14 protein-coding genes are annotated in these 17,816 nt (G+C 53.6%); 12 read left to right on the top strand and 2 right to left on the bottom strand.

What is annotated here, in order from left to right; translation table 11 throughout:
• The first annotated feature begins 21 nt into the window (after window positions 1-21).
• From NFS35_RS22675 to NFS35_RS22665, 3 genes are all read left to right on the top strand, one after another.
• Complete coding sequence (locus tag NFS35_RS22675) at window positions 22-1,431, top strand: L,D-transpeptidase (RefSeq protein WP_251209340.1); 1,410 nt, start codon at window positions 22-24, stop codon at window positions 1,429-1,431.
• 133 nt (window positions 1,432-1,564) lie between these two features.
• On the top strand, window positions 1,565-2,647 hold the full coding sequence (gene serC, locus NFS35_RS22670) for a 3-phosphoserine/phosphohydroxythreonine transaminase (protein WP_251209339.1): 1,083 nt from the start codon (window positions 1,565-1,567) through the stop codon (window positions 2,645-2,647).
• A 117-nt stretch (window positions 2,648-2,764) separates the two neighbouring features.
• Entirely contained in the window at window positions 2,765-3,949 is a 1,185-nt protein-coding gene (locus NFS35_RS22665; RefSeq protein WP_251209338.1) for a phosphoglycerate dehydrogenase, read from the top strand.
• A gap of 162 nt (window positions 3,950-4,111) precedes the next feature.
• Here the strand turns inward: NFS35_RS22665 and NFS35_RS22660 are convergent, their stop codons facing one another.
• Together NFS35_RS22660 and NFS35_RS22655 are read right to left on the bottom strand one after the other, a co-directional pair.
• Window positions 4,112-4,396 (bottom strand): hypothetical protein, encoded by a 285-nt coding sequence (locus tag NFS35_RS22660; protein ID WP_251209337.1) that lies wholly within the window; start codon window positions 4,394-4,396, stop codon window positions 4,112-4,114.
• Window positions 4,397-4,430: 34 nt separating this feature from the next.
• A complete protein-coding gene (locus tag NFS35_RS22655) occupies window positions 4,431-4,571 on the bottom strand; it encodes a hypothetical protein (RefSeq protein WP_251209336.1) in 141 nt (46 codons plus the stop codon).
• Window positions 4,572-4,805: 234 nt separating this feature from the next.
• On the opposite strand from NFS35_RS22655, the gene NFS35_RS22650 reads away from it, so the two are divergent.
• The 9 genes from NFS35_RS22650 to NFS35_RS22610 all read left to right on the top strand — a co-directional run bounded on the left by NFS35_RS22650 (window position 4,806) and on the right by NFS35_RS22610 (window position 17,596).
• Complete coding sequence (locus tag NFS35_RS22650; RefSeq protein WP_251209335.1) at window positions 4,806-6,059, top strand: DUF1015 domain-containing protein; 1,254 nt, start codon at window positions 4,806-4,808, stop codon at window positions 6,057-6,059.
• Between the two features lie 31 nt (window positions 6,060-6,090).
• Window positions 6,091-8,565: a 1,4-alpha-glucan branching protein GlgB gene (gene glgB / locus NFS35_RS22645; RefSeq protein ID WP_251209334.1), complete on the top strand. Its 2,475-nt coding sequence runs from the start codon at window positions 6,091-6,093 to the stop codon at window positions 8,563-8,565.
• A gap of 38 nt (window positions 8,566-8,603) precedes the next feature.
• A complete protein-coding gene (locus NFS35_RS22640) occupies window positions 8,604-9,818 on the top strand; it encodes an efflux RND transporter periplasmic adaptor subunit (protein WP_251209333.1) in 1,215 nt (404 codons plus the stop codon).
• A gap of 64 nt (window positions 9,819-9,882) precedes the next feature.
• Window positions 9,883-11,001 (top strand): RND family efflux transporter, encoded by a 1,119-nt coding sequence (locus NFS35_RS22635; protein WP_251209332.1) that lies wholly within the window; start codon window positions 9,883-9,885, stop codon window positions 10,999-11,001.
• Entirely contained in the window at window positions 10,988-12,079 is a 1,092-nt protein-coding gene (locus NFS35_RS22630; RefSeq protein ID WP_251209331.1) for an efflux RND transporter periplasmic adaptor subunit, read from the top strand. Before NFS35_RS22635 ends, NFS35_RS22630 begins: the two co-directional genes overlap by 14 nt.
• An 11-nt stretch (window positions 12,080-12,090) precedes the next feature.
• The gene (locus NFS35_RS22625) at window positions 12,091-14,928 is read left to right on the top strand and encodes an ABC transporter permease (protein WP_251209330.1); all 2,838 of its coding nucleotides are present in this window, start codon (window positions 12,091-12,093) and stop codon (window positions 14,926-14,928) included.
• Between the two features lie 88 nt (window positions 14,929-15,016).
• Window positions 15,017-15,691: an ABC transporter ATP-binding protein gene (locus NFS35_RS22620; RefSeq protein WP_251209329.1), complete on the top strand. Its 675-nt coding sequence runs from the start codon at window positions 15,017-15,019 to the stop codon at window positions 15,689-15,691.
• Window positions 15,681-16,703: an ATP-binding cassette domain-containing protein gene (locus tag NFS35_RS22615; protein ID WP_330640417.1), complete on the top strand. Its 1,023-nt coding sequence runs from the start codon at window positions 15,681-15,683 to the stop codon at window positions 16,701-16,703. The genes NFS35_RS22620 and NFS35_RS22615 overlap by 11 nt, the downstream gene beginning before the upstream one ends.
• Window positions 16,703-17,596 carry a mechanosensitive ion channel family protein gene (locus NFS35_RS22610; protein WP_251209328.1) on the top strand — a complete coding sequence of 298 codons (894 nt, stop codon included), beginning with the start codon at window positions 16,703-16,705 and terminating at the stop codon, window positions 17,594-17,596. The genes NFS35_RS22615 and NFS35_RS22610 overlap by 1 nt, the downstream gene beginning before the upstream one ends.
• Window positions 17,597-17,816: the final 220 nt, after the last annotated feature.

Here is a 17,816-nt window from a genome sequence, read left to right as displayed (position 1 = left end):
TAAAAGGATTTTTCAAATGCTATGAGAAAGCTATTTCGGCTTGTGTTGATATTCCTGCTCAGCGGTCTGATTCTGGCGCTGGGAGGGATGCTGGCCCTCACCTTGTATTACCGCAGCAACTTTCCTGTAAATACATGGATTAACGGGGTATACTGCACCGGAAAATCAATAGAGCAGGTAAATGAAGAACTGGTGAACGCACAGGAGGCATCCGTGATAACAATCGTGGATGCCGATTGTGTGAGTTGGGAAATCGATATGCCGGCCGCTGACATCAGGCCGGATTATTCGGATGCATTGAAAGAATATCTGAGACGGAATGCCTCTGTCTTCTGGATGGACAATCTCAGGAAACCTGTATCCAGCAGGCTGGCGCCGGGAAAATATATTGCGGACGAAGAGATGCTGCGGGCTTGTTTCCAGGAGCTGCCTTTTGTATCGGAGGAACGCAAAAAAGCCGAGGGCGTCAGAGTGCTCAAATCAGACGAGGGCTTTACGCTGCAGGACGGCAATCTGCATCGGCTGAACACGGAGAAGGCCTGCGCCTATGTGATGGAATGTCTGGCCAAGGGACAGACCACCATAGATCTGGCGGAGGGAGAGTGCTATAAAGATATTGAAGACAGCGCCGTGGACAAAAGGCAGAGGGATATCTGGGAACAGGTGAGCGGGTTCGTTGACCAGGAAAGTCAAATCATATATGACATGGGGGCGGAGCAGATTGCGCTGACGCCGGCGGTTCTGGCCGGTTTCCTGGAGGCAGAGGGAAATGGCTGTCCTGTTCTGGACGAGAACGGACAGATTGTGGTCAGCGAGGAAAAAGTCCGGCTCTGGGTGGAGGCTCTGGCGGCAGACTATGATACCTGTGGCACAGAGAAGCAATTCGCGGCTACCAGAGGGGATACGGTGGCGGTAAAATATGTCACTTACGGGACGAAACTGGATGTGGAGGCCGAGGAAACATATCTTCTGGAGGCGCTGCAGGCCCGGAGGTCAGGCACGGATGTGCATGTGCCCGCATATATTCAGGAGGGGTATGTGCGGGGGCTGGATGACATTGGCGGCACCTACATCGAGGTGGACATGTCAGAGCAGAAAATGTATTATTATGCGGATGGAGAGCTGAAGCTGGAGACGGATATCGTCACTGGCAATACAGGACTGCAAAGAGGAACCCCGGAGGGCATCAATTTTGTCTACGCGAAACAGCGGAACCAGATTCTGCGCGGTGCAGACTATGAATCTTTCGTGAAATACTGGATGCCGGTGAAAGGGAATATCGGAATCCATGACGCCAGCTGGAGAGTCAGCTTCGGCGGGAAAATCTATCAGACGAACGGTTCCCATGGCTGCATCAATACGCCTGCGAACGCCATGTCAGAGCTCTATGAGATGGCGGAAATAGGGATGCCGGTCATCATGTTCTACTGATGAGCGATATGTCCATTGACCAGCAGAATGCGCAAAATCACTAATATAGAAAAAGTTTAGCGATGTACTTGACTAAAGTGTTTGAAGAGGGTATTCTGTAATTAGGCGTAAATAGGATACGAGGAGGATGGAGATGAAGAGAGTATATAATTTTTCCGCAGGGCCTGCCGTTCTGCCCGAGGAGGTGCTGCGGGAAGCAGCAGAAGAGATGCTTGACTATAAGGGGACAGGCATGTCCGTCATGGAGATGAGCCACCGGTCAAAGGCCTACGATACGATTATCAAAGAAGCGGAGGCTGATCTGCGTGATTTGATGAAGATTCCGGATAATTACAAGGTGCTGTTCCTGCAGGGAGGCGCCAGCCAGCAGTTCGCCATGATTCCCATGAATCTGATGAAGAATAAGGTGGCGGACTACATCGTCACCGGCCAGTGGGCGAAGAAAGCCTGGCAGGAGGCCTCAATTTACGGAAAAGCGAATAAGATTGCTTCTTCAGAAGATAAGACTTTTTCTTATATTCCGGATTGTTCTGATTTACCTGTCAGCGAGGACGCGGATTATGTCTATATCTGTGAGAATAATACCATTTATGGGACAAAGTTCAAGACTTTGCCCGACACCAAGGGAAAGCCGCTGGTGGCGGATGTATCCAGCTGCTTCTTGTCGGAGCCTGTGGATGTGTCCAAATATGCCGTGATTTACGGCGGCGTCCAGAAGAATATCGGGCCTGCGGGCGTGGTCATCGTTATTATCCGCGAGGATATGATTACCGAGGATGTGCTGCCCGGCACTCCCACCATGCTGCGCTACAAGATCCATGCCGACAATGACTCCCTGTACAATACGCCTCCCGCATACGGCATCTATATCTGCGGCAAGGTCTTCAAATGGCTGAAGAAAAAGGGCGGCCTGGAGGCCATGAAAGAATATAATGAGAAAAAGGCAAAGATTCTCTATGATTTCCTGGACGAGAGCAGGCTCTTCAGAGGAACTGTCCGCAAGGAGGACCGCTCTTTGATGAATGTGCCTTTTGTGACAGGAAATGAGGAACTGGACGCCAAGTTCGTCAAGGAGGCGAAAGAGGCCGGATTCGAGAATCTGAAGGGCCACAGGTCTGTAGGCGGAATGCGCGCCAGCATCTACAATGCCATGCCTTTGGAGGGGGTGGAGAAGCTGGTGGAGTTCATGAGGAAATTCGAGGCGGAAAATCTGTAAGGTCTGCCAGAGCGGCACAGGGCATCGGCAGGAAGCATGCAATCACATTTAGAGGCTAAAGCGGATCGCCATAAGTGGGCCGTATTAAAAATCGGAGTCATCCAGATAGGAGAACACATGTACAAGATTCATTGTATGAATCCCATCGCCCAGGTGGGGTTACAGAATTTAAGCAGTCAAAAGGAAGAGGGGCATTCCTATGAGATTACCGCCGATGTGGAGGCGGCAGAGGGCATTTTGGTGCGCAGCGCATCCATGCATGAGACAGAGCTGCCGAAAGGGCTCCTTGCGGTGGCAAGGGCAGGCGCGGGGGTCAACAATATCCCTCTGGATAAGTGCGCGGAGCATGGCGTAGTGGTGTTCAATACGCCGGGGGCCAATGCCAACGGCGTGAAAGAGCTGGTCATCGCGGGGATGTTATTGGCGGCCAGGGACGTGGTCGGCGGCATAGAGTGGGTGAAAGCGGCAAAGGATGACGCGGATATCTCGAAATCCGCGGAGAAGGCCAAGAAGAATTTCGCCGGCACCGAGATCAAGGGCAAGAAGCTGGGCGTCATCGGTCTGGGCGCAATCGGCGTAAAGGTGGCGAACGCGGCTGTGGCGCTGGACATGGAGGTGTACGGATATGACCCTTATCTGTCCGTCAATGCCGCATGGAGCTTAAGCCGCGCAGTCCATCATGTGACCAATGTGGAGGATATCTACGCGGAGTGCGATTACATCACCATCCATGTGCCGCTGATGGATTCCACCAAAGGCATGATCAATGCTGAGGCTATCGGGAAGATGAAAGACGGGGTCATTCTGCTGAACTTCGCAAGAGACCTGCTGGCCAATGAGGCGGACGTGCTGGCAGGGCTTCAGAGCGGCAAGGTTGCCCGTTATGTGTCCGATTTCCCCAATCCCACCACCGCGGGGCAGAAAGGCTGCATCGTCATCCCCCATCTGGGAGCCAGCACCGGGGAGTCCGAGGACAACTGTGCCGTTATGGCGGTAGAGGAAATCATGGATTATCTGGAGAATGGAAATATACGTAATAGCGTCAACTATCCCTCCTGCGACATGGGCGTCTGCAGCAAGGCCGGGCGCGTGGCGATTTTCCACAAGAACATCGCGAATATGATCACGAAGTTCGCGGCGGAGTTTGGTGAGAAAGGCATCAACATCAGCGACATGACCAACAAATCCCGGGGAGAAGTGGCTTACACCATGCTGGATGTGGAGGAGGTTCCCACTGAGGAGACTATTCGTGCGCTTGAGAACATCAAGGGTGTGTTCCGCGTCCGGATTGTTAAGGGCTAAGGGATTTTAGGAGTTATAAACATTATGAAGCTATATCGCCCATTGTCTTATGGCCGGAAGGAGAAGGCAATGGGCGTTTTGTATTATGGCATTGCCTGCGAAAGCAGCGAGCCTGTTTTCTGCCTGCGGCAGGCACTCGGAGCCGGCGCAGAGCCCGCCCCCTCAGCGGAACAGCAGCGGCGAGCCTCCGTCGAAACCGTCATTGATATCCTGCAGGCTGTCCTTGAGTTTCTGGTTCGTGGCGCAGGAGGCTTCGCTCTGCAGATCCATATACAGAATAAACAGATCCTCCAGGCTCATATTCTTCTCCGCGGCAATTTCCTCCATCACAGGCCTCAGCTTCTCCAGCTGGACGGAGACCGGCACTTTCTGGGGATCGATTTCTCCCAGCACGTCTTCCGCATAGTTATTGATTCGTTCCAACAGTTTTCTGTTCTCGTCTGTCATTTTAATACCTCGTTCCTTTCCTGTAGTCTGTCTGTTAGTGCATCGGGAGAGATTCTTTCAGCAGCCTGAGTACAAGCTTTCCGTCGATGAAAATGATTCCGCGGACGGCGGTTCTGCAGAATTCCGGCAGAGCGGTATCATAATTTTGGGCATCCATGATTAATATCTTCCGCATAAAGTCATCCCTCCACAACTTTTCAACTACAGTTTATCACTAGATCCTTGTTAAGTACAGATATTTTTGATAAAATGTATCTAACCGGCGGATTTAGTCAATTCAGTGTAGAAAATGTATAATTCAGAGATTTCCCGTTCAGAAGGGAGCCATCTATGGCAGAATCAGCTTATCCTGAAAAGAAAGCCGGGGTGTAGATGAACATTAGCTTATATAGAAAAGAGGAAGAAAGCAATGGCAGATATCAAACCATTTTCCGCGTATCGTCCGGCGCCTGGCATGGAGGGCAAAATCGCGGCATTGCCCTATGATGTGTACAACAGGCAGGAGGCCACCGGAGTGGTGGCGGGGAATCCGGATTCTTTCCTGGCTATAGACCGGGCGGAGACAGGCTTCGGGCAGGAGGTGGATACCTATGCCCCGCAGGTTTATGAAAGGGCGGCGCGGCTGCTGCGAGACTGGATATCACAGGGGAAATTCATCAAGGAGGCGCAGCCCTGCTATTATCTTTATGAGCTGACTATGAACGGCAGAAGCCAGACAGGTATCGTGGCCTGTGCCTCTATCGACGACTACTGCGGGAACGTCATCAAGAAACATGAGAACACAAGGGCGGACAAGGAACTGGACAGAATCCGCCATGTGGATACATGCGATATGCAGACCGGCCCGATTTTTCTGGCATACCGCTCCAACGACGGGCTGCGGGAGATTGTCGGGGAGACGAAAAAGAATGCTCCCGTCTGTGATTTTACGTCTGAGGATTCCATCCGGCACCGGGTATGGGTGATTGGGGAGCCCGACCGGGTGAAAGAGATTCGGGGACTGTTCGGGCAGATGGACGCGGTCTATATAGCGGACGGGCATCACCGCTGCGCATCGGCGGTAAAGGTAGGCCTGATGCGGCGTGAATCCTGCCCGGATTATACTGGAGAGGAGGAATTCAATTATTTCCTTTCGGTGCTGTTCCCGGATGAAGAATTATATATCATGGATTACAACCGCGTGGTAAAAGATTTGAACGGCTGTACGAAAGAGGGCTTTCTGGAAAAGGTCGCCGAAAACTTCCGGATAGAGAAAGCGGAGCAGTCGCCATACCGTCCCGACAGAAAAGGCAGATTCGGCATGTACCTGGGCGGCGAGTGGTATAGTCTGACTGCAAAGCAGGGTATCCTTTCAGAGGACGCAGTGGCAGGTCTGGATGTATCTTTGCTGCAGGACTATCTGCTGGGGCCCGTTCTGGGCATTCAGGATCCGAAGACGGACAAGCGCATCGACTTTGTGGGCGGAATCCGGGGACTGGAGGAACTGGAGCGCCGGGTGGACGAGGGATTGGAAGTGGCTTTTTCAATGTATCCTACTTCCATAGGGGAGCTGTTCGCGGTGGCCGATGCGGGGAGGCTGATGCCCCCTAAGTCCACCTGGTTCGAGCCGAAACTGCGCAGCGGATTATTTCTGCACGATATATCGTATGATGACGGGAGATAGAAAGACAAATTAATAGGAAAGGATACAGAATATGACACAAAAACTTTATAACCTGATGAACTGGCCCAAAATCGAGGAAATTATCTACTTGGAGTGCGACAATCCCCACGAAGTGCTGGGGCCCCATAAAGCGGGGAACCAGACGCTGGTGCAGGCGTATTTCCCGGGCGCGGCGGAGGTGTCCGTGGTATTCGGGGAAAGCGGGAAATCGGTGCAGATGGAGCTTGCCGACGAGGACGGTTTCTTTGCGGCGCTGCTGCCGGAGAAAGGAAAGACGCTGCCTGCCTACCACTATCTGGTGAAAGACAAAGAGGGCGGGGAGCGCGTATGCGGCGAAGCCTACCGCGCCGCCCCCCAGATTACCGTAAATGATACGGACAAATTCAATAACGGCATTCATTATACCGTATACGAAAAGCTGGGCGCCCATCCCATGACGATTGACAATGTCAGGGGCGTCTATTTTGCCGTGTGGGCACCTAATGTGATACGGGCCAGCGTTGTGGGAGATTTCAACGGCTGGGACGGACGGATTCATCAGATGCGTCGGCTCTGGGATTCGGGCATCTTCGAGCTTTTCGTGCCTGACGCGAAAGAGGGGGACAATTACAAATTTGAGCTGAAGGCAAAGGGCGGCCTGACCTATCTGAAAGCGGATCCCTACGGCAATGCCGCGCAGCTGCGCCCTGAGACGGCTTCCGTGGTGGCGGATCTGGACAGATTCGTCTGGGAGGACGAGAAATTCATAAAAGGCCGGGCCGGGTTCCAGACGGGAAATGCGCCGGTAAGCGTATATGAAATATATCTGGGCTCTGTGACGGCGCCGCTTTCCGGCAGTTATGCCAATTATCGGGAGATTGCGGCACGGCTGATTCCCTACATCAAGGAGATGGGCTACACCCATGTGGAACTGATGCCCGTGATGGAGCATCCCCTGGACGGCTCCTGGGGATATCAGGTAATCGGATACTATGCCCCTACGGCCAGATACGGTTCGCCGGAGGACTTCATGTATTTTGTCAACGAACTGCACAAGGCGGGAATCGGCGTGATTCTGGACTGGGTTCCGGCCCATTTCCCCAGAGATGCTTACGGGCTGTCCAATTTTGACGGCACCTGCCTGTATGAGCATAGAGATCCCAGACAGGGCAGTCATCCCCACTGGGGAACCTTGATATATAATTACGGCAGACCGCAGGTTTCCAATTATTTAATCGCCAACGCTCTGTTCTGGGTGGAGAAGTACCATGTGGACGGCATCCGGATGGACGCGGTGGCCAGCATGCTCTATCTGGATTACGGGAAAAAGGATGGGGAATGGGTGGCGAACATGTACGGCGGGAAAGAGAATCTGGAAGCCATCGAGATGATCAAGCACCTGAACTCCGTCATGAAGAAGCGCAATCCCGGCGTGCTCAGCATCGCGGAGGAGAGCACGGCTTTCCCGAAGATTACGGGAGCGCTGGAGGAGGGCGGTCTGGGCTTTGACCTGAAGTGGAACATGGGATTCATGAACGATTATCTGGATTATATCAAATACGATCCCTATTTCAGGGCCCATCACCACGGAGAGCTGACCTTCAGCATGGTCTACGCCTACAGCGAGAAGTTCATGCTGGTGTTCTCCCATGACGAGGTGGTGCACGGCAAGGCCTCCCTGATTGGGAAGATGCCGGGAGAGCGGGAGCAGAAGTTCGCCAATCTCCGGCTCACCTATGCCTATATGATGACGCATCCGGGCAAGAAGCTGCTGTTCATGGGGCAGGATCTGGGTGAGTTCGATGAGTGGAACGAAGCGCGGCAGGTAGAGTGGGAGCTGGCCCAGGTGCCGGAGCATCAGGGAATCTCCGAGTTGATGAAAGATCTGAATCATCTGTACCGCGCTACCCCGGAGCTGTATGCCCTGGACGACGCGCCGGAAGGGTTTGAATGGGTGAATCATATTTCCTGGGAGGAGTGCTTCCTGACTTTCCTGCGCAAAGGGCGGAAAGAGGATGAAGTCCTGCTGGTTGTGGCAAATTTCTCTGGCGTGGAGCGGGAAATCACCACAGGAGTGCCTTACGATGGAAAGTACAAAGAAATATTTAATACCGATAATACCAGATACGGCGGCACAGGCATCGTGAACAGCCGTGTGAAGCGTTCAAGGGCAGGGGAATGGGATGACAGGCCGGTTTCTGTCACGGTAAAGGTAGCGCCGCTGTCCCTGAGCATTTTGAAGTACATTCCTCTGACGGAGGAGGAAATCGCCATAGAGGCCGTTGAGCGGGCTGCCGCGGAGAAAGCGGAGGCGGATCGGCTGGCCGCGGAGAAAGGTGAGGCCTACAGAAAAGCTGCGGAAAGGATGGAGGCCTATAGGAAAGCCGCGGAAAAAACCGGAAATAAGGCTGCGGAGAAAAAGACAGCGGAGAGTACAGCGGCAAAGAGGAGCACAGGGAAGAATACGGCGGCGAAGAAGCCTGCCAGGCGCGCCAAATCTGAGGAGCCCGGGGAAAAAGAGTCCTGAGCCAGAGCGTGGAAACAGGATTCGGGGAGGGTTGGTCAATGCAAGGGAATGAGAGGATTCCCCGGGGGATTCCGGGGAGGCTGCAGCGGACGCTTATTTTCATGGCTCTGCCGTTTGTATGCGCATCCTGTGGAATCATGCCGGAAGAGGAGGAGCTTCCGGCAGCCCCTGTGATCCGCAGCTACGAGGCGGCGGAATACGAGCAGGCACTGGTCATGCGCGGGGATATGATTCTGACCAAGAAAGTCAAATGCACTTATGCCTCTGCAAAGCAGGAAAAATACAGCTTCTCACTGGGCGGTATGTATATCGACAAGGTGTATGTCAGCGAGGGGCAGCAGGTAAAGAAAGGCACTTTGCTGGCGGAGCTGGAGCAGGGCGATCTGCCCCGGCAGATATCCGACGGAGAATACGCCCTGCGGGCCCTGCAGGTCGGCAGGGCGTATCTGCCGGAGTACCAGAGGCTGGACCGGGAGAGGCAGGATGCCATCATAGCGGACATGGAGGGACAGATAAAAGAACTGATGGCATGGTCCAGGAATTATGAACCGGGAGAGCCGGAGGGGGCGGCTTATGTAGACCGGGCCAACGCCGTTCTCATACAGCAGATAGAGCTGGAAAAGCAGAAAGATGCCGACGCGCAGACCAATGAAAAGCAGCTGCAGGAGGCCGACGACGCGGTGTACATAGCGGGCATACGCCTGCAGGAACTGAAAGAGGAATTGCGGGAACGGCAGATTTACGCGGATATCAACGGGACAGTCACATATCTCCAGAAGATGAAGGAGGGTGAGCGCTCCGTAAAGGGAAAGGTCTTTGTCACGGTGGCCGATCTGGATACGGTGGTATTTACGGTAAAAGGAGAGGATGCGGGGTACTTCCCTGTGGGGACGCAGGCGACAGTCCTGTGTGAAAAAAAAGAATACCCTGCCCAGTCAGTAGACCCCTCGGTCCTGGGCCTGGCAGAACAGCAGGAGGGGGATGAACCCATGGCCTATCTTCAGCTGCTTCAGCCCGATCCCACGCTGGAAAATGGGGTAAGCGGAACCATCGAGGTCATATTGGACCAGCGTGAGGATGTGCTGTATGTGCCCAGGGATGCCATAAAGGCGGCTGAGGGAGCGAAATTTGTATATATGCTGGATGAAAACGGCCTTCGTGTTCTGCGGGAAATCGCCACAGGGCTGGAGGACGGAGAGTATGTGGAAATCTTAAGCGGCCTTGAGGAAGGCGACAGCGTCATCATAAACTAGAGCGGTCTTCGGATGAAAAGTGCGGAGACGGCATGGATTCTAATAATTCGCAGGAAGAAGAACAGTGATGAAAAGAAAAGCGGCGTTGGTGACGGTCCTGCTCCTGGCTGCAGGGCTGACCGGATGCACAGTGGAAAACATTTTTTCCACGGAAAAAAGTATTTCCATGGAAGTCCCGGATCTTCTGGAGCCGGTGGATGTCAAATTGGATATGGCCGTGGCGCAGAAAGAGGATATCTATCAGCTGTCCATCTACAGCGGAGAGGTGGTCCCCTATACGGAGGAACTGCACTTTACTGTGGACGGCTATCTGGAGAGCGTCAATGTCATAATGGGAGATATGGTGCAGGAGGGAGATGTCCTTGCTGTTTTAAGCGAGGAACAGGTGGCGGAGCAGATAGAGAATCTGGAGAAGGAAATCGACAATCTGCTCACAATGGGAGAGTTCAGCGACAGACAGGCCAGCCTGGACCTCGAGATTGCCCGGGAAGAGCTCCAAATGATGCACGAACAGGGACAATTCGGCTATACCGGCTGGGCAAAAGAACTGGAGATTCAGAAGCTGGAGCTTGCGCAGGCGGAAGCGCAGGAACTGCGCGGCCTGGAACTGCAGAAAAAGCAGGAGACCCTGAGGAAACTGCAGGAAAAGATAGGAAAAAACGAAATAACGGCTCCTTTCAGCGGAAGAATCGTTTACATCGCTGATATGAAAAAGGGCGATGGGATACAGGGCTATACTCCTGTCATCTATATAGCGGATGATAGCCGTTTAAGCCTGTCTGCAGAGTATATTTCAGAGTCATCCCTAAATGGTGCGGACAGAATCTGCGCGAAAATCCTGGATAAGGAAGTGGATATCAGCCTCGTCCCTTATGATACCAATGAGATGGTGAAAGCGGCGCTGGCCGGTGAGGAGATGCAGGCGCAGTTTTCCATCGATACTCAGGAGCCATGGATTTTGGCAGGCCAGTACGCCGTCGTCATGGTCTATCAGTCTTATAAGGAAAATGTATTGACTATCCCGATAAATGCCCTGTATCGGGACGGGAGCGGCCAGTATGTCTACAGGCAGGTGGACGGAGCGCGGGTGCGCTGCGATGTGAAGACGGATATGACGACAGATACGAAAGCGGAAGTGATAGAAGGTCTGGAGGAAGGAGATATGGTCTATGTCCAGGATTAAGGCGTTGGCGACGGCAGCGCTGATTGCGGCTGCTGCTTCGCTTGGCGGGTGCGGCAACAGTGAGCAGGAGGAGCCGCTGTACAGAGAGGATTTCATTGCTCCGGAGCAGGCCAATTATGATACCGTACAGATAGAGACAGGGGATTACATAAGGACAGCGGCGGGATCCGTGCGGATATACTATCCGGTCACGGCGGATCTTCGATGGGACGAAAGCCAGGCCAGGTTCAGGGAATTTCTGGTGCGGAAAGGCGATGAAGTCAAGGCGGGCGATGCCCTGGCGGTCTTTGACATCGAGGTGAGCAGGGCGGACAGGGAGGAGCTGGCGCTTACGCTTGCGAGGACCATTGAGAATCTGGAGACCGGCACGGCCGAGCGGCTGACTGCCATGGAAGAGGCCGACAAAAAGCTGGAGGGGCTTGGCGGCCATGAGCTGCGCATTGAGCAGCTCAGGATAGAAAAGGCCCGGGCGGAATACGAGCAATTCGTCTATCAGACGGAACAAGAGATTACAAGGCTGAGAGAATGCCTGGAGGAGATGGACGAGGAAATCGCCGACAATACCTTGGTTGCTCCTTTCAACGGCGTGATCGATACGATAGCCGCCTGCAGCGAGGGGGATCTGGTGACAAAGGATATGGTCATCATCTCCATGTATTCCACGGACAGTTACTACCTTGTGGCTGAGGACAGCCTTGGCAGGCTGCGCTACAATATGGAGGTCACCGTAGAGACCGGCAGGGGCAGCAATCTGAAGACTTATCAGGGCAAAGTGGTGGCGGCGCCCTCCATCCTGCCCGGCTCGGCGCCGCAGGGAATGGCCCTGATCGAACTGTATGAGGATGTGCCGCCTAAGGAGCTGTCAGGTACTCTGAAGTATCAGTACAATGCAGAGGAGCTGCGGGATGTCCTGTTGGTGGACTGGAGCGCCGTGGAGGCCGAAAAGGGGAAAAGCTATGTGTATGTGCTGGAAGATGATATGGTACAGAAGCGGTATGTGGTGCCGGGACTGAATAACAGAGAGAAGATGTGGATTTTGGACGGTCTCCGCGAAGGACAGACCGTGATCGCGGATTAGGGGGCAGAAACATGTTGAGTTTTGTTTTCCGTAAGATTGAAAGCAGGAAATGGATGGTCATAAGCCTCCTGATCGGCAATCTGCTGATGATAGCCATCGCCGCGGCCAGTCCGATGTATTCCCAGGCTGTCCTGCAGAGGACTCTGACACGGAGCTTAAACGATTACTATGTGGAGCATGGTTCCTGTCCGGGACTGATTGTCCTCAGAGGCGGCTATGCCGCTGCCGGGAAAAAGGAGGAGGAGTTCCGGAAAACAATCCGCGCCGCCGAGCTGATGGAGGAAATGAGGGAAGAACTGGATGTGCCGGCGCTTTTCAAAGTGACCCAGTACTATAAGGGAAATGTGAAGGCTGTCCACGAGGTAGCGGTGGAGGGCAGAAAAAACGAACTGACCATTCGGATAGGATGCTACTCGGATCAGGCGGATCATATCAAAATCGTGAATGGGGACATGTATTCCGGAGAACTGGATGACCACACGTTCGACGTCATTGTCAATGAGAGGACATTCATGGACCAGAACCTGATGCTGGGAGAGATGCTGGAACTGTCGGAGGTGAGAGATCCGGAGAAAGTGCCTTACCGGATCCGGATTGCGGGAATCTTTGAAAACAGCCAGGAACAGGACGAATACTGGATAGGGGAGCCCGGTCTGTGGCGGGATGTCTGCCTGATGGATCAGGGGTTGTTCCAGGAACTGTTCGCCAACGCGGAGCGCATGGATACAGGGTTCAATGCGGAATGGTACGCGACTCTGGATTACCTGCAGATGCGGGGGGACCAGGCGGAGCATTATCTGAGCGTCCTGGAGCGCTATTTCAAGATATTCGACGATATGGGATACAAGAGCCGCACCGTCAACTTCAAGTCCACCATGGAGACCTTTGTGGCAAACGCCCAGAAGCTGAACATCACCATACTGATTCTGCAGATGCCGATTTTTGTGCTGCTGGCCGTATTTATTTTCATGGTATCAGGGCAGATGCTGGAGATGGAGCAGAACGAAATCGCGGTCTATAAGAGCCGCGGCGCGGACAAGAAGCAGATTGTGCTGGTCTATCTGCTGCAGAGCGTGCTGATTTCCGTCCTGGGAATCGTGGGAGGAATTCCGCTGGGTCTTTTGATGTGCAGGATCCTGGGGGCGTCCAATGCTTTCCTGGAGTTCGTGAAAAGAGCGGCGCTGCCGGTGGAGATAGGGCCGAGAGTCTGGATATTTGCCGGGGCGGCCGCATTATTCGGGGTCTGCACCATGGTACTGCCGGTCATCCGGTATGCCAATGTCAACATCGTGGCCCATAAGCGCGGGAAGAACCGAAAGAGCAAAAGCCCCTGGTGGCAGAAGCTGTTTCTGGATGTGATTCTGCTGGGGGTTTCTCTGTATGGCCTGTACCAGTATAATTCCCAGAAAGAATATCTGGCGATAAAGGTCATGGACGGGGCATCCCTGGATCCGCTGCTGTATTTCTGCTCCTCTCTGTTCATGGTAGGGGCAGGGCTGTTCGTGCTGAGAATCTTTCCGCTGCTGGTGAAAATTATTTTCATGATTGGAAAGCGCTGGTGGCCTACTTCGCTTTATGTGTCATTCCTGAGGATTATCCGGACGAAGAGCAATCAGGGTTTCCTCATGGTTTTCCTGATTCTGACGCTGGCCATGGGAATCTTCAATGCCCAGGCGGCGCGGACGATAAATGCCAATGCGGAGGATAAGATTCGGTATTCCGCGGGGGCCGACCTGGTGCTGCAGGAGGTCTGGAAAGACAACAGCGCGATGCTTGCGGACAATGCCCTGGGTGGCGGGGCGGCAGGGCAGTCGGAGCTGGTTTATGAGGAGCCGGATTTCGGAAAGTATCAGACGCTTGAGGGCATAGAGAGCGTGACGAAAGTTTTCGTGGATAAGAAAGTGAATGTGTCCGTGGAAGGAGGGCGGGCCCAGGCCATGCTGATGGGCATCCACACCAAAGAGTTCGGGGAGACTGCCTGGTTCAAAGATTCTCTTCTTCCCGTCCACTGGTACGAATACCTGAACGCCATATCCCAGAATTCCCGGGCGATTCTGGTCTCTTCCAACTTCCGGTCGTATTTCGGCTATGAGGTGGGGGATGTGCTGACATATACGAATGCGAACAATGATTCCATGAGGGGCATCATCTACGGATTTGTGGATTACTGGCCTTCCTATACCCCCATTACATGGGAGAAAGGCAAGGACGGTGTATATGCAGGGGTGAGCAATTTCCTCATTGTGGCCCATCTGTCACAGCTACAGTCTTCCTGGGGCGTGACGCCTTACCAGGTATGGATCAAGGCGGAGGATTCTTCGCAATTCATCTATGAATATGCGGAGGAATCAGGTACGAAGTATTCCGTGTTCCTGGATGCGGCTTCCGAGCTCATTGACCTGAAGAACAATCCTATTTTTCAGGGGACAAACGGCATCCTGACCATAGGCTTCATCTGCGTACTGCTGCTGTGCGTCACGGGTTTTCTGATATACTGGATTCTGTCCATACAGTCCAGGACGCTGCAGTTCGGTATCTTCCGGGCCATGGGCATGTCCATGAAAGAGATATTGACCATGATGGTCAATGAACAGATTTTCATCACGGGCGTATCCATCGGAGCCGGGATTCTGGTGGGGATACTGACCTCCAGACTGTACATCCCGCTGATACAGATTGCCTACACTTCCGCGGACCAGGTGATTCCGCTGGAGATTATCAGGGACAGGAGCGACTACGCGCGGCTGTTCGGCGTGGTGGGGCTGGCTATACTGATCTGTATGTTCATCTTAGGCTGGCTGATTTCAAAGATTAAGATATCTCAGGCGCTGAAGCTGGGCGAAGATTAGGGGGAAAGTATGAAAGAAGTGTGCTTTCGCGCATTTTATCAGTCTATTGAATGACAGGTGTGTCAAAGGCACGCAAAGGGGTATAGATATGGAGAGCATCATTGCGGGAAAAGGAATCAAAAGGGGCTTCCCCATGGCGGGAGGCGATACTTTCTGGGCGCTGAAAGGGCTGAACCTGGAAATCGAAAAGGGACAGCTGGCTATTTTAAGAGGGCGTTCCGGCTCAGGCAAGACAACGCTGATGAATATCTTAAGCGCTCTGGACTATCCCACAGAGGGGGATGTGTTCTTTCAGGGCAATAATATCGCGAAGATGAACGAAAAGGAGCGGGGGCTCCTGCGGCGGGTGAAGATGGGATTCGTGTTCCAGTCGGTGGCGCTGGTTCCCATGATGACCGCTTATGAGAACGTGGAATTTGCCTTGAGACTCGCGAAGTATAAGGGGAACCGGAAAGAGCGTGTGGAGGAATGCCTGAAGATGGTAGGACTTGGCAGCAGGCTGCAGCATCTGCCCCAGGAACTGTCCGGCGGAGAGCAGCAGCGGGTGGCCATTGCCAGGGCCATCGCCCACAGGCCGGAGATTCTCTTCGCGGATGAGCCCACTGCGGAGCTGGATACGAATACAGGGCTGCAGGTAGTGAAGATATTCAAGGATCTGGCGGCTTCGGAGGGCGTGACGATTGTCATGACCACCCATGACACAGGGCTGATGGAAATCGGGGATGTGGTATACCAGTTGGAGGACGGTGAGTTTGTTGCGTGAGGATATCATTATCTGTGAGAATCTGGTAAAAATCTATAAGACGAAAGACCTTGAGGTCCTGGCCCTCCAGGGACTGGAGCTGAGCATCGCCGAGGGAGAGCTCATGGCCATCATCGGCAACAGCGGCAGCGGCAAATCCACTTTCCTGAATATGGTGGGAGGGCTGGACCGTCCGTCTGCCGGAAAGCTGACCGTGGACGGCAGGAATCTGTTCAAATTGAATGAGAAAGAACTGGTAGAATATAAACGGAATACCGTAGGCTTTGTGTGGCAGAATAATGCAAGGAACCTGCTGCCTTATTTAAGCGCCTGGCAGAATGTCCGGCTGCCCATGCGATTCACCCGCGGAGACCATGGAAAGAAGCAGAAAGAGAGGGCGCTGGAGCTACTGGAGATGGTGGGGATGTCCCACAAAAAGGACAGCCGCTTAAGCCAGCTGTCCGGGGGAGAGCAGCAGCGGATTGCCATAGCCATAGCCCTGGCCAACAACCCCAGGATTTTGCTGGCAGATGAGCCTACAGGCTCCGTGGACACCAAAACGGGAAACTATATCCTGGACGTGTTCCGGGATTTGAATAAGAACCTGGGCCTGACTATCGTCATCGTGACCCATGACCGGGAGCTGTCCAAGAAAGTGAGCCGTGTGGTGGCCATCCGGGACGGAAAGACCAGCAGCGAAATGATTGTGAAGCAGAGTTACGCGGATAAACTGGATGCCATCGGCGTGTTCGAGGAGGCCCACGATGAATACGCGGTATTGGACAAGGCCGGGCGCGTACAGATACCCAGAGAATTCCTGGAGAGCATGGGCATCCATGGGAATAAGGTGCGTATGGAGATGGAGAACGGCAGAATCATTATCGGGGCACCGGATGAGGAAGAGGAGAAAGCCTCACAGCGGGTTCGGACAGAAGAGGGACGGGAATCGAATCAAATCGAAAGCGGACCGGGACAGGCAGGAGCCGGATGTGAGTCCGGACGGAAATCGGGAGGAAAGAGAGGAAGACAATGATGGCATATCTGACAGCGGGCAGCGCCGCGGAAAACATCCTGGCGGATGTGGGGGAGAAAGTACAGAAAGGGGCGGTGCAGGAGTTCCTGAGCACCCTGCCTGAGAAGGCTCTGAATCTGGGGCTTCGCATCTTCTTGGCGGCAGTGTTCTTTCTGATAGGCGTAAGGCTGATAAAATTATTGCGGAAAATCATCAGAAAATCCATGGAGCGGGCGAACGCGGAATTGGGCGTGATACAGTTCGTGGATTCTTTCGTGAAAGCTACCCTGTACGCGGTGCTGGCCATGGGGCTGGCATCCTCTTTCGGGCTGGACGCGGCCAGCGTGGTGGCCGTGCTGGGTTCTGCCGGCGTGGCTATCGGTCTTGCGGTCCAGGGCAGTCTGTCCAACCTGGCGGGCGGCGTGCTGATATTGGCCCTGAAGCCTTTCCGGGTGGGGGACTATATCAGGGAAAGCTATTCCGGCCAGGAGGGTACGGTCACGGAAATTCAGATTTTCTACACGAAGCTTCTCACGCCGGACAACCAGACCGTCATCCTGCCGAACGGCAACCTTGCAAACAACAGTCTCGTGAACATCACCATGCAGGAAGTGCGCCGGATGGACATCACGGTGGGAGTCTCCTATCAGGCGGACCTGAAGAGGGCGAAGGAAGTGCTGCTCAGGGTACTGGAGGAGGATGAGGCTGTGCTGAAAGACAGGGACAGGCTGGTCTTCGTGTCGGAGCTGGGCAGTTCCTGTGTGGTGCTGGGGGTCAGGTGCTGGTTCAGGCAGGAGGATTTCTGGCAGGGGAAATGGCGTGTCACGGAAAACAGTAAGCTGAAGCTGGATGAGAACGAAATTGAGATTTCTTATAATCAGCTGGACGTGCATCTGGATGGGAAAATAAATTAGTTTGTGGTATTTGAGCTATAGGTGGATTAGAAGATTCATAGAGCAGGCCGGCTTCTGAATGGGGCGGCCTTTTTTACTTTATAGGAAATTGCGTCTTTTGGAGTGACAAAAAGAAACATACGTTTTGCGAACATATGTTTGACAAAAAATAAATGTGGGCATAAAAAACAGGCGGTACGGAATTTTAAAAGATATAGAATCCATCTTCTCCGAAATCGTC

Source organism: Acetatifactor aquisgranensis (assembly GCF_943193215.1).
Taxonomy (GTDB): domain Bacteria; phylum Bacillota; class Clostridia; order Lachnospirales; family Lachnospiraceae; genus Acetatifactor; species Acetatifactor aquisgranensis.
This window is presented reverse-complemented; position numbering and strand designations above follow the sequence as displayed.

Coding starts and splice junctions, on each gene's coding strand:
- NFS35_RS22620 (WP_251209329.1), top strand. CDS start 15,017: ATGGAGAGCATCATTGCGGGAAAAGGAATCAAAAGGGGCTTCCCCATG.
- NFS35_RS22640 (WP_251209333.1), top strand. CDS start 8,604: ATGCAAGGGAATGAGAGGATTCCCCGGGGGATTCCGGGGAGGCTGCAG.
- NFS35_RS22625 (WP_251209330.1), top strand. CDS start 12,091: ATGTTGAGTTTTGTTTTCCGTAAGATTGAAAGCAGGAAATGGATGGTC.
- NFS35_RS22630 (WP_251209331.1), top strand. CDS start 10,988: ATGTCCAGGATTAAGGCGTTGGCGACGGCAGCGCTGATTGCGGCTGCT.
- NFS35_RS22650 (WP_251209335.1), top strand. CDS start 4,806: ATGGCAGATATCAAACCATTTTCCGCGTATCGTCCGGCGCCTGGCATG.
- NFS35_RS22660 (WP_251209337.1), bottom strand. CDS start 4,396: ATGACAGACGAGAACAGAAAACTGTTGGAACGAATCAATAACTATGCG.
- NFS35_RS22610 (WP_251209328.1), top strand. CDS start 16,703: ATGGCATATCTGACAGCGGGCAGCGCCGCGGAAAACATCCTGGCGGAT.
- serC (WP_251209339.1), top strand. CDS start 1,565: ATGAAGAGAGTATATAATTTTTCCGCAGGGCCTGCCGTTCTGCCCGAG.
- NFS35_RS22665 (WP_251209338.1), top strand. CDS start 2,765: ATGTACAAGATTCATTGTATGAATCCCATCGCCCAGGTGGGGTTACAG.
- glgB (WP_251209334.1), top strand. CDS start 6,091: ATGACACAAAAACTTTATAACCTGATGAACTGGCCCAAAATCGAGGAA.
- NFS35_RS22655 (WP_251209336.1), bottom strand. CDS start 4,571: ATGCGGAAGATATTAATCATGGATGCCCAAAATTATGATACCGCTCTG.
- NFS35_RS22675 (WP_251209340.1), top strand. CDS start 22: ATGAGAAAGCTATTTCGGCTTGTGTTGATATTCCTGCTCAGCGGTCTG.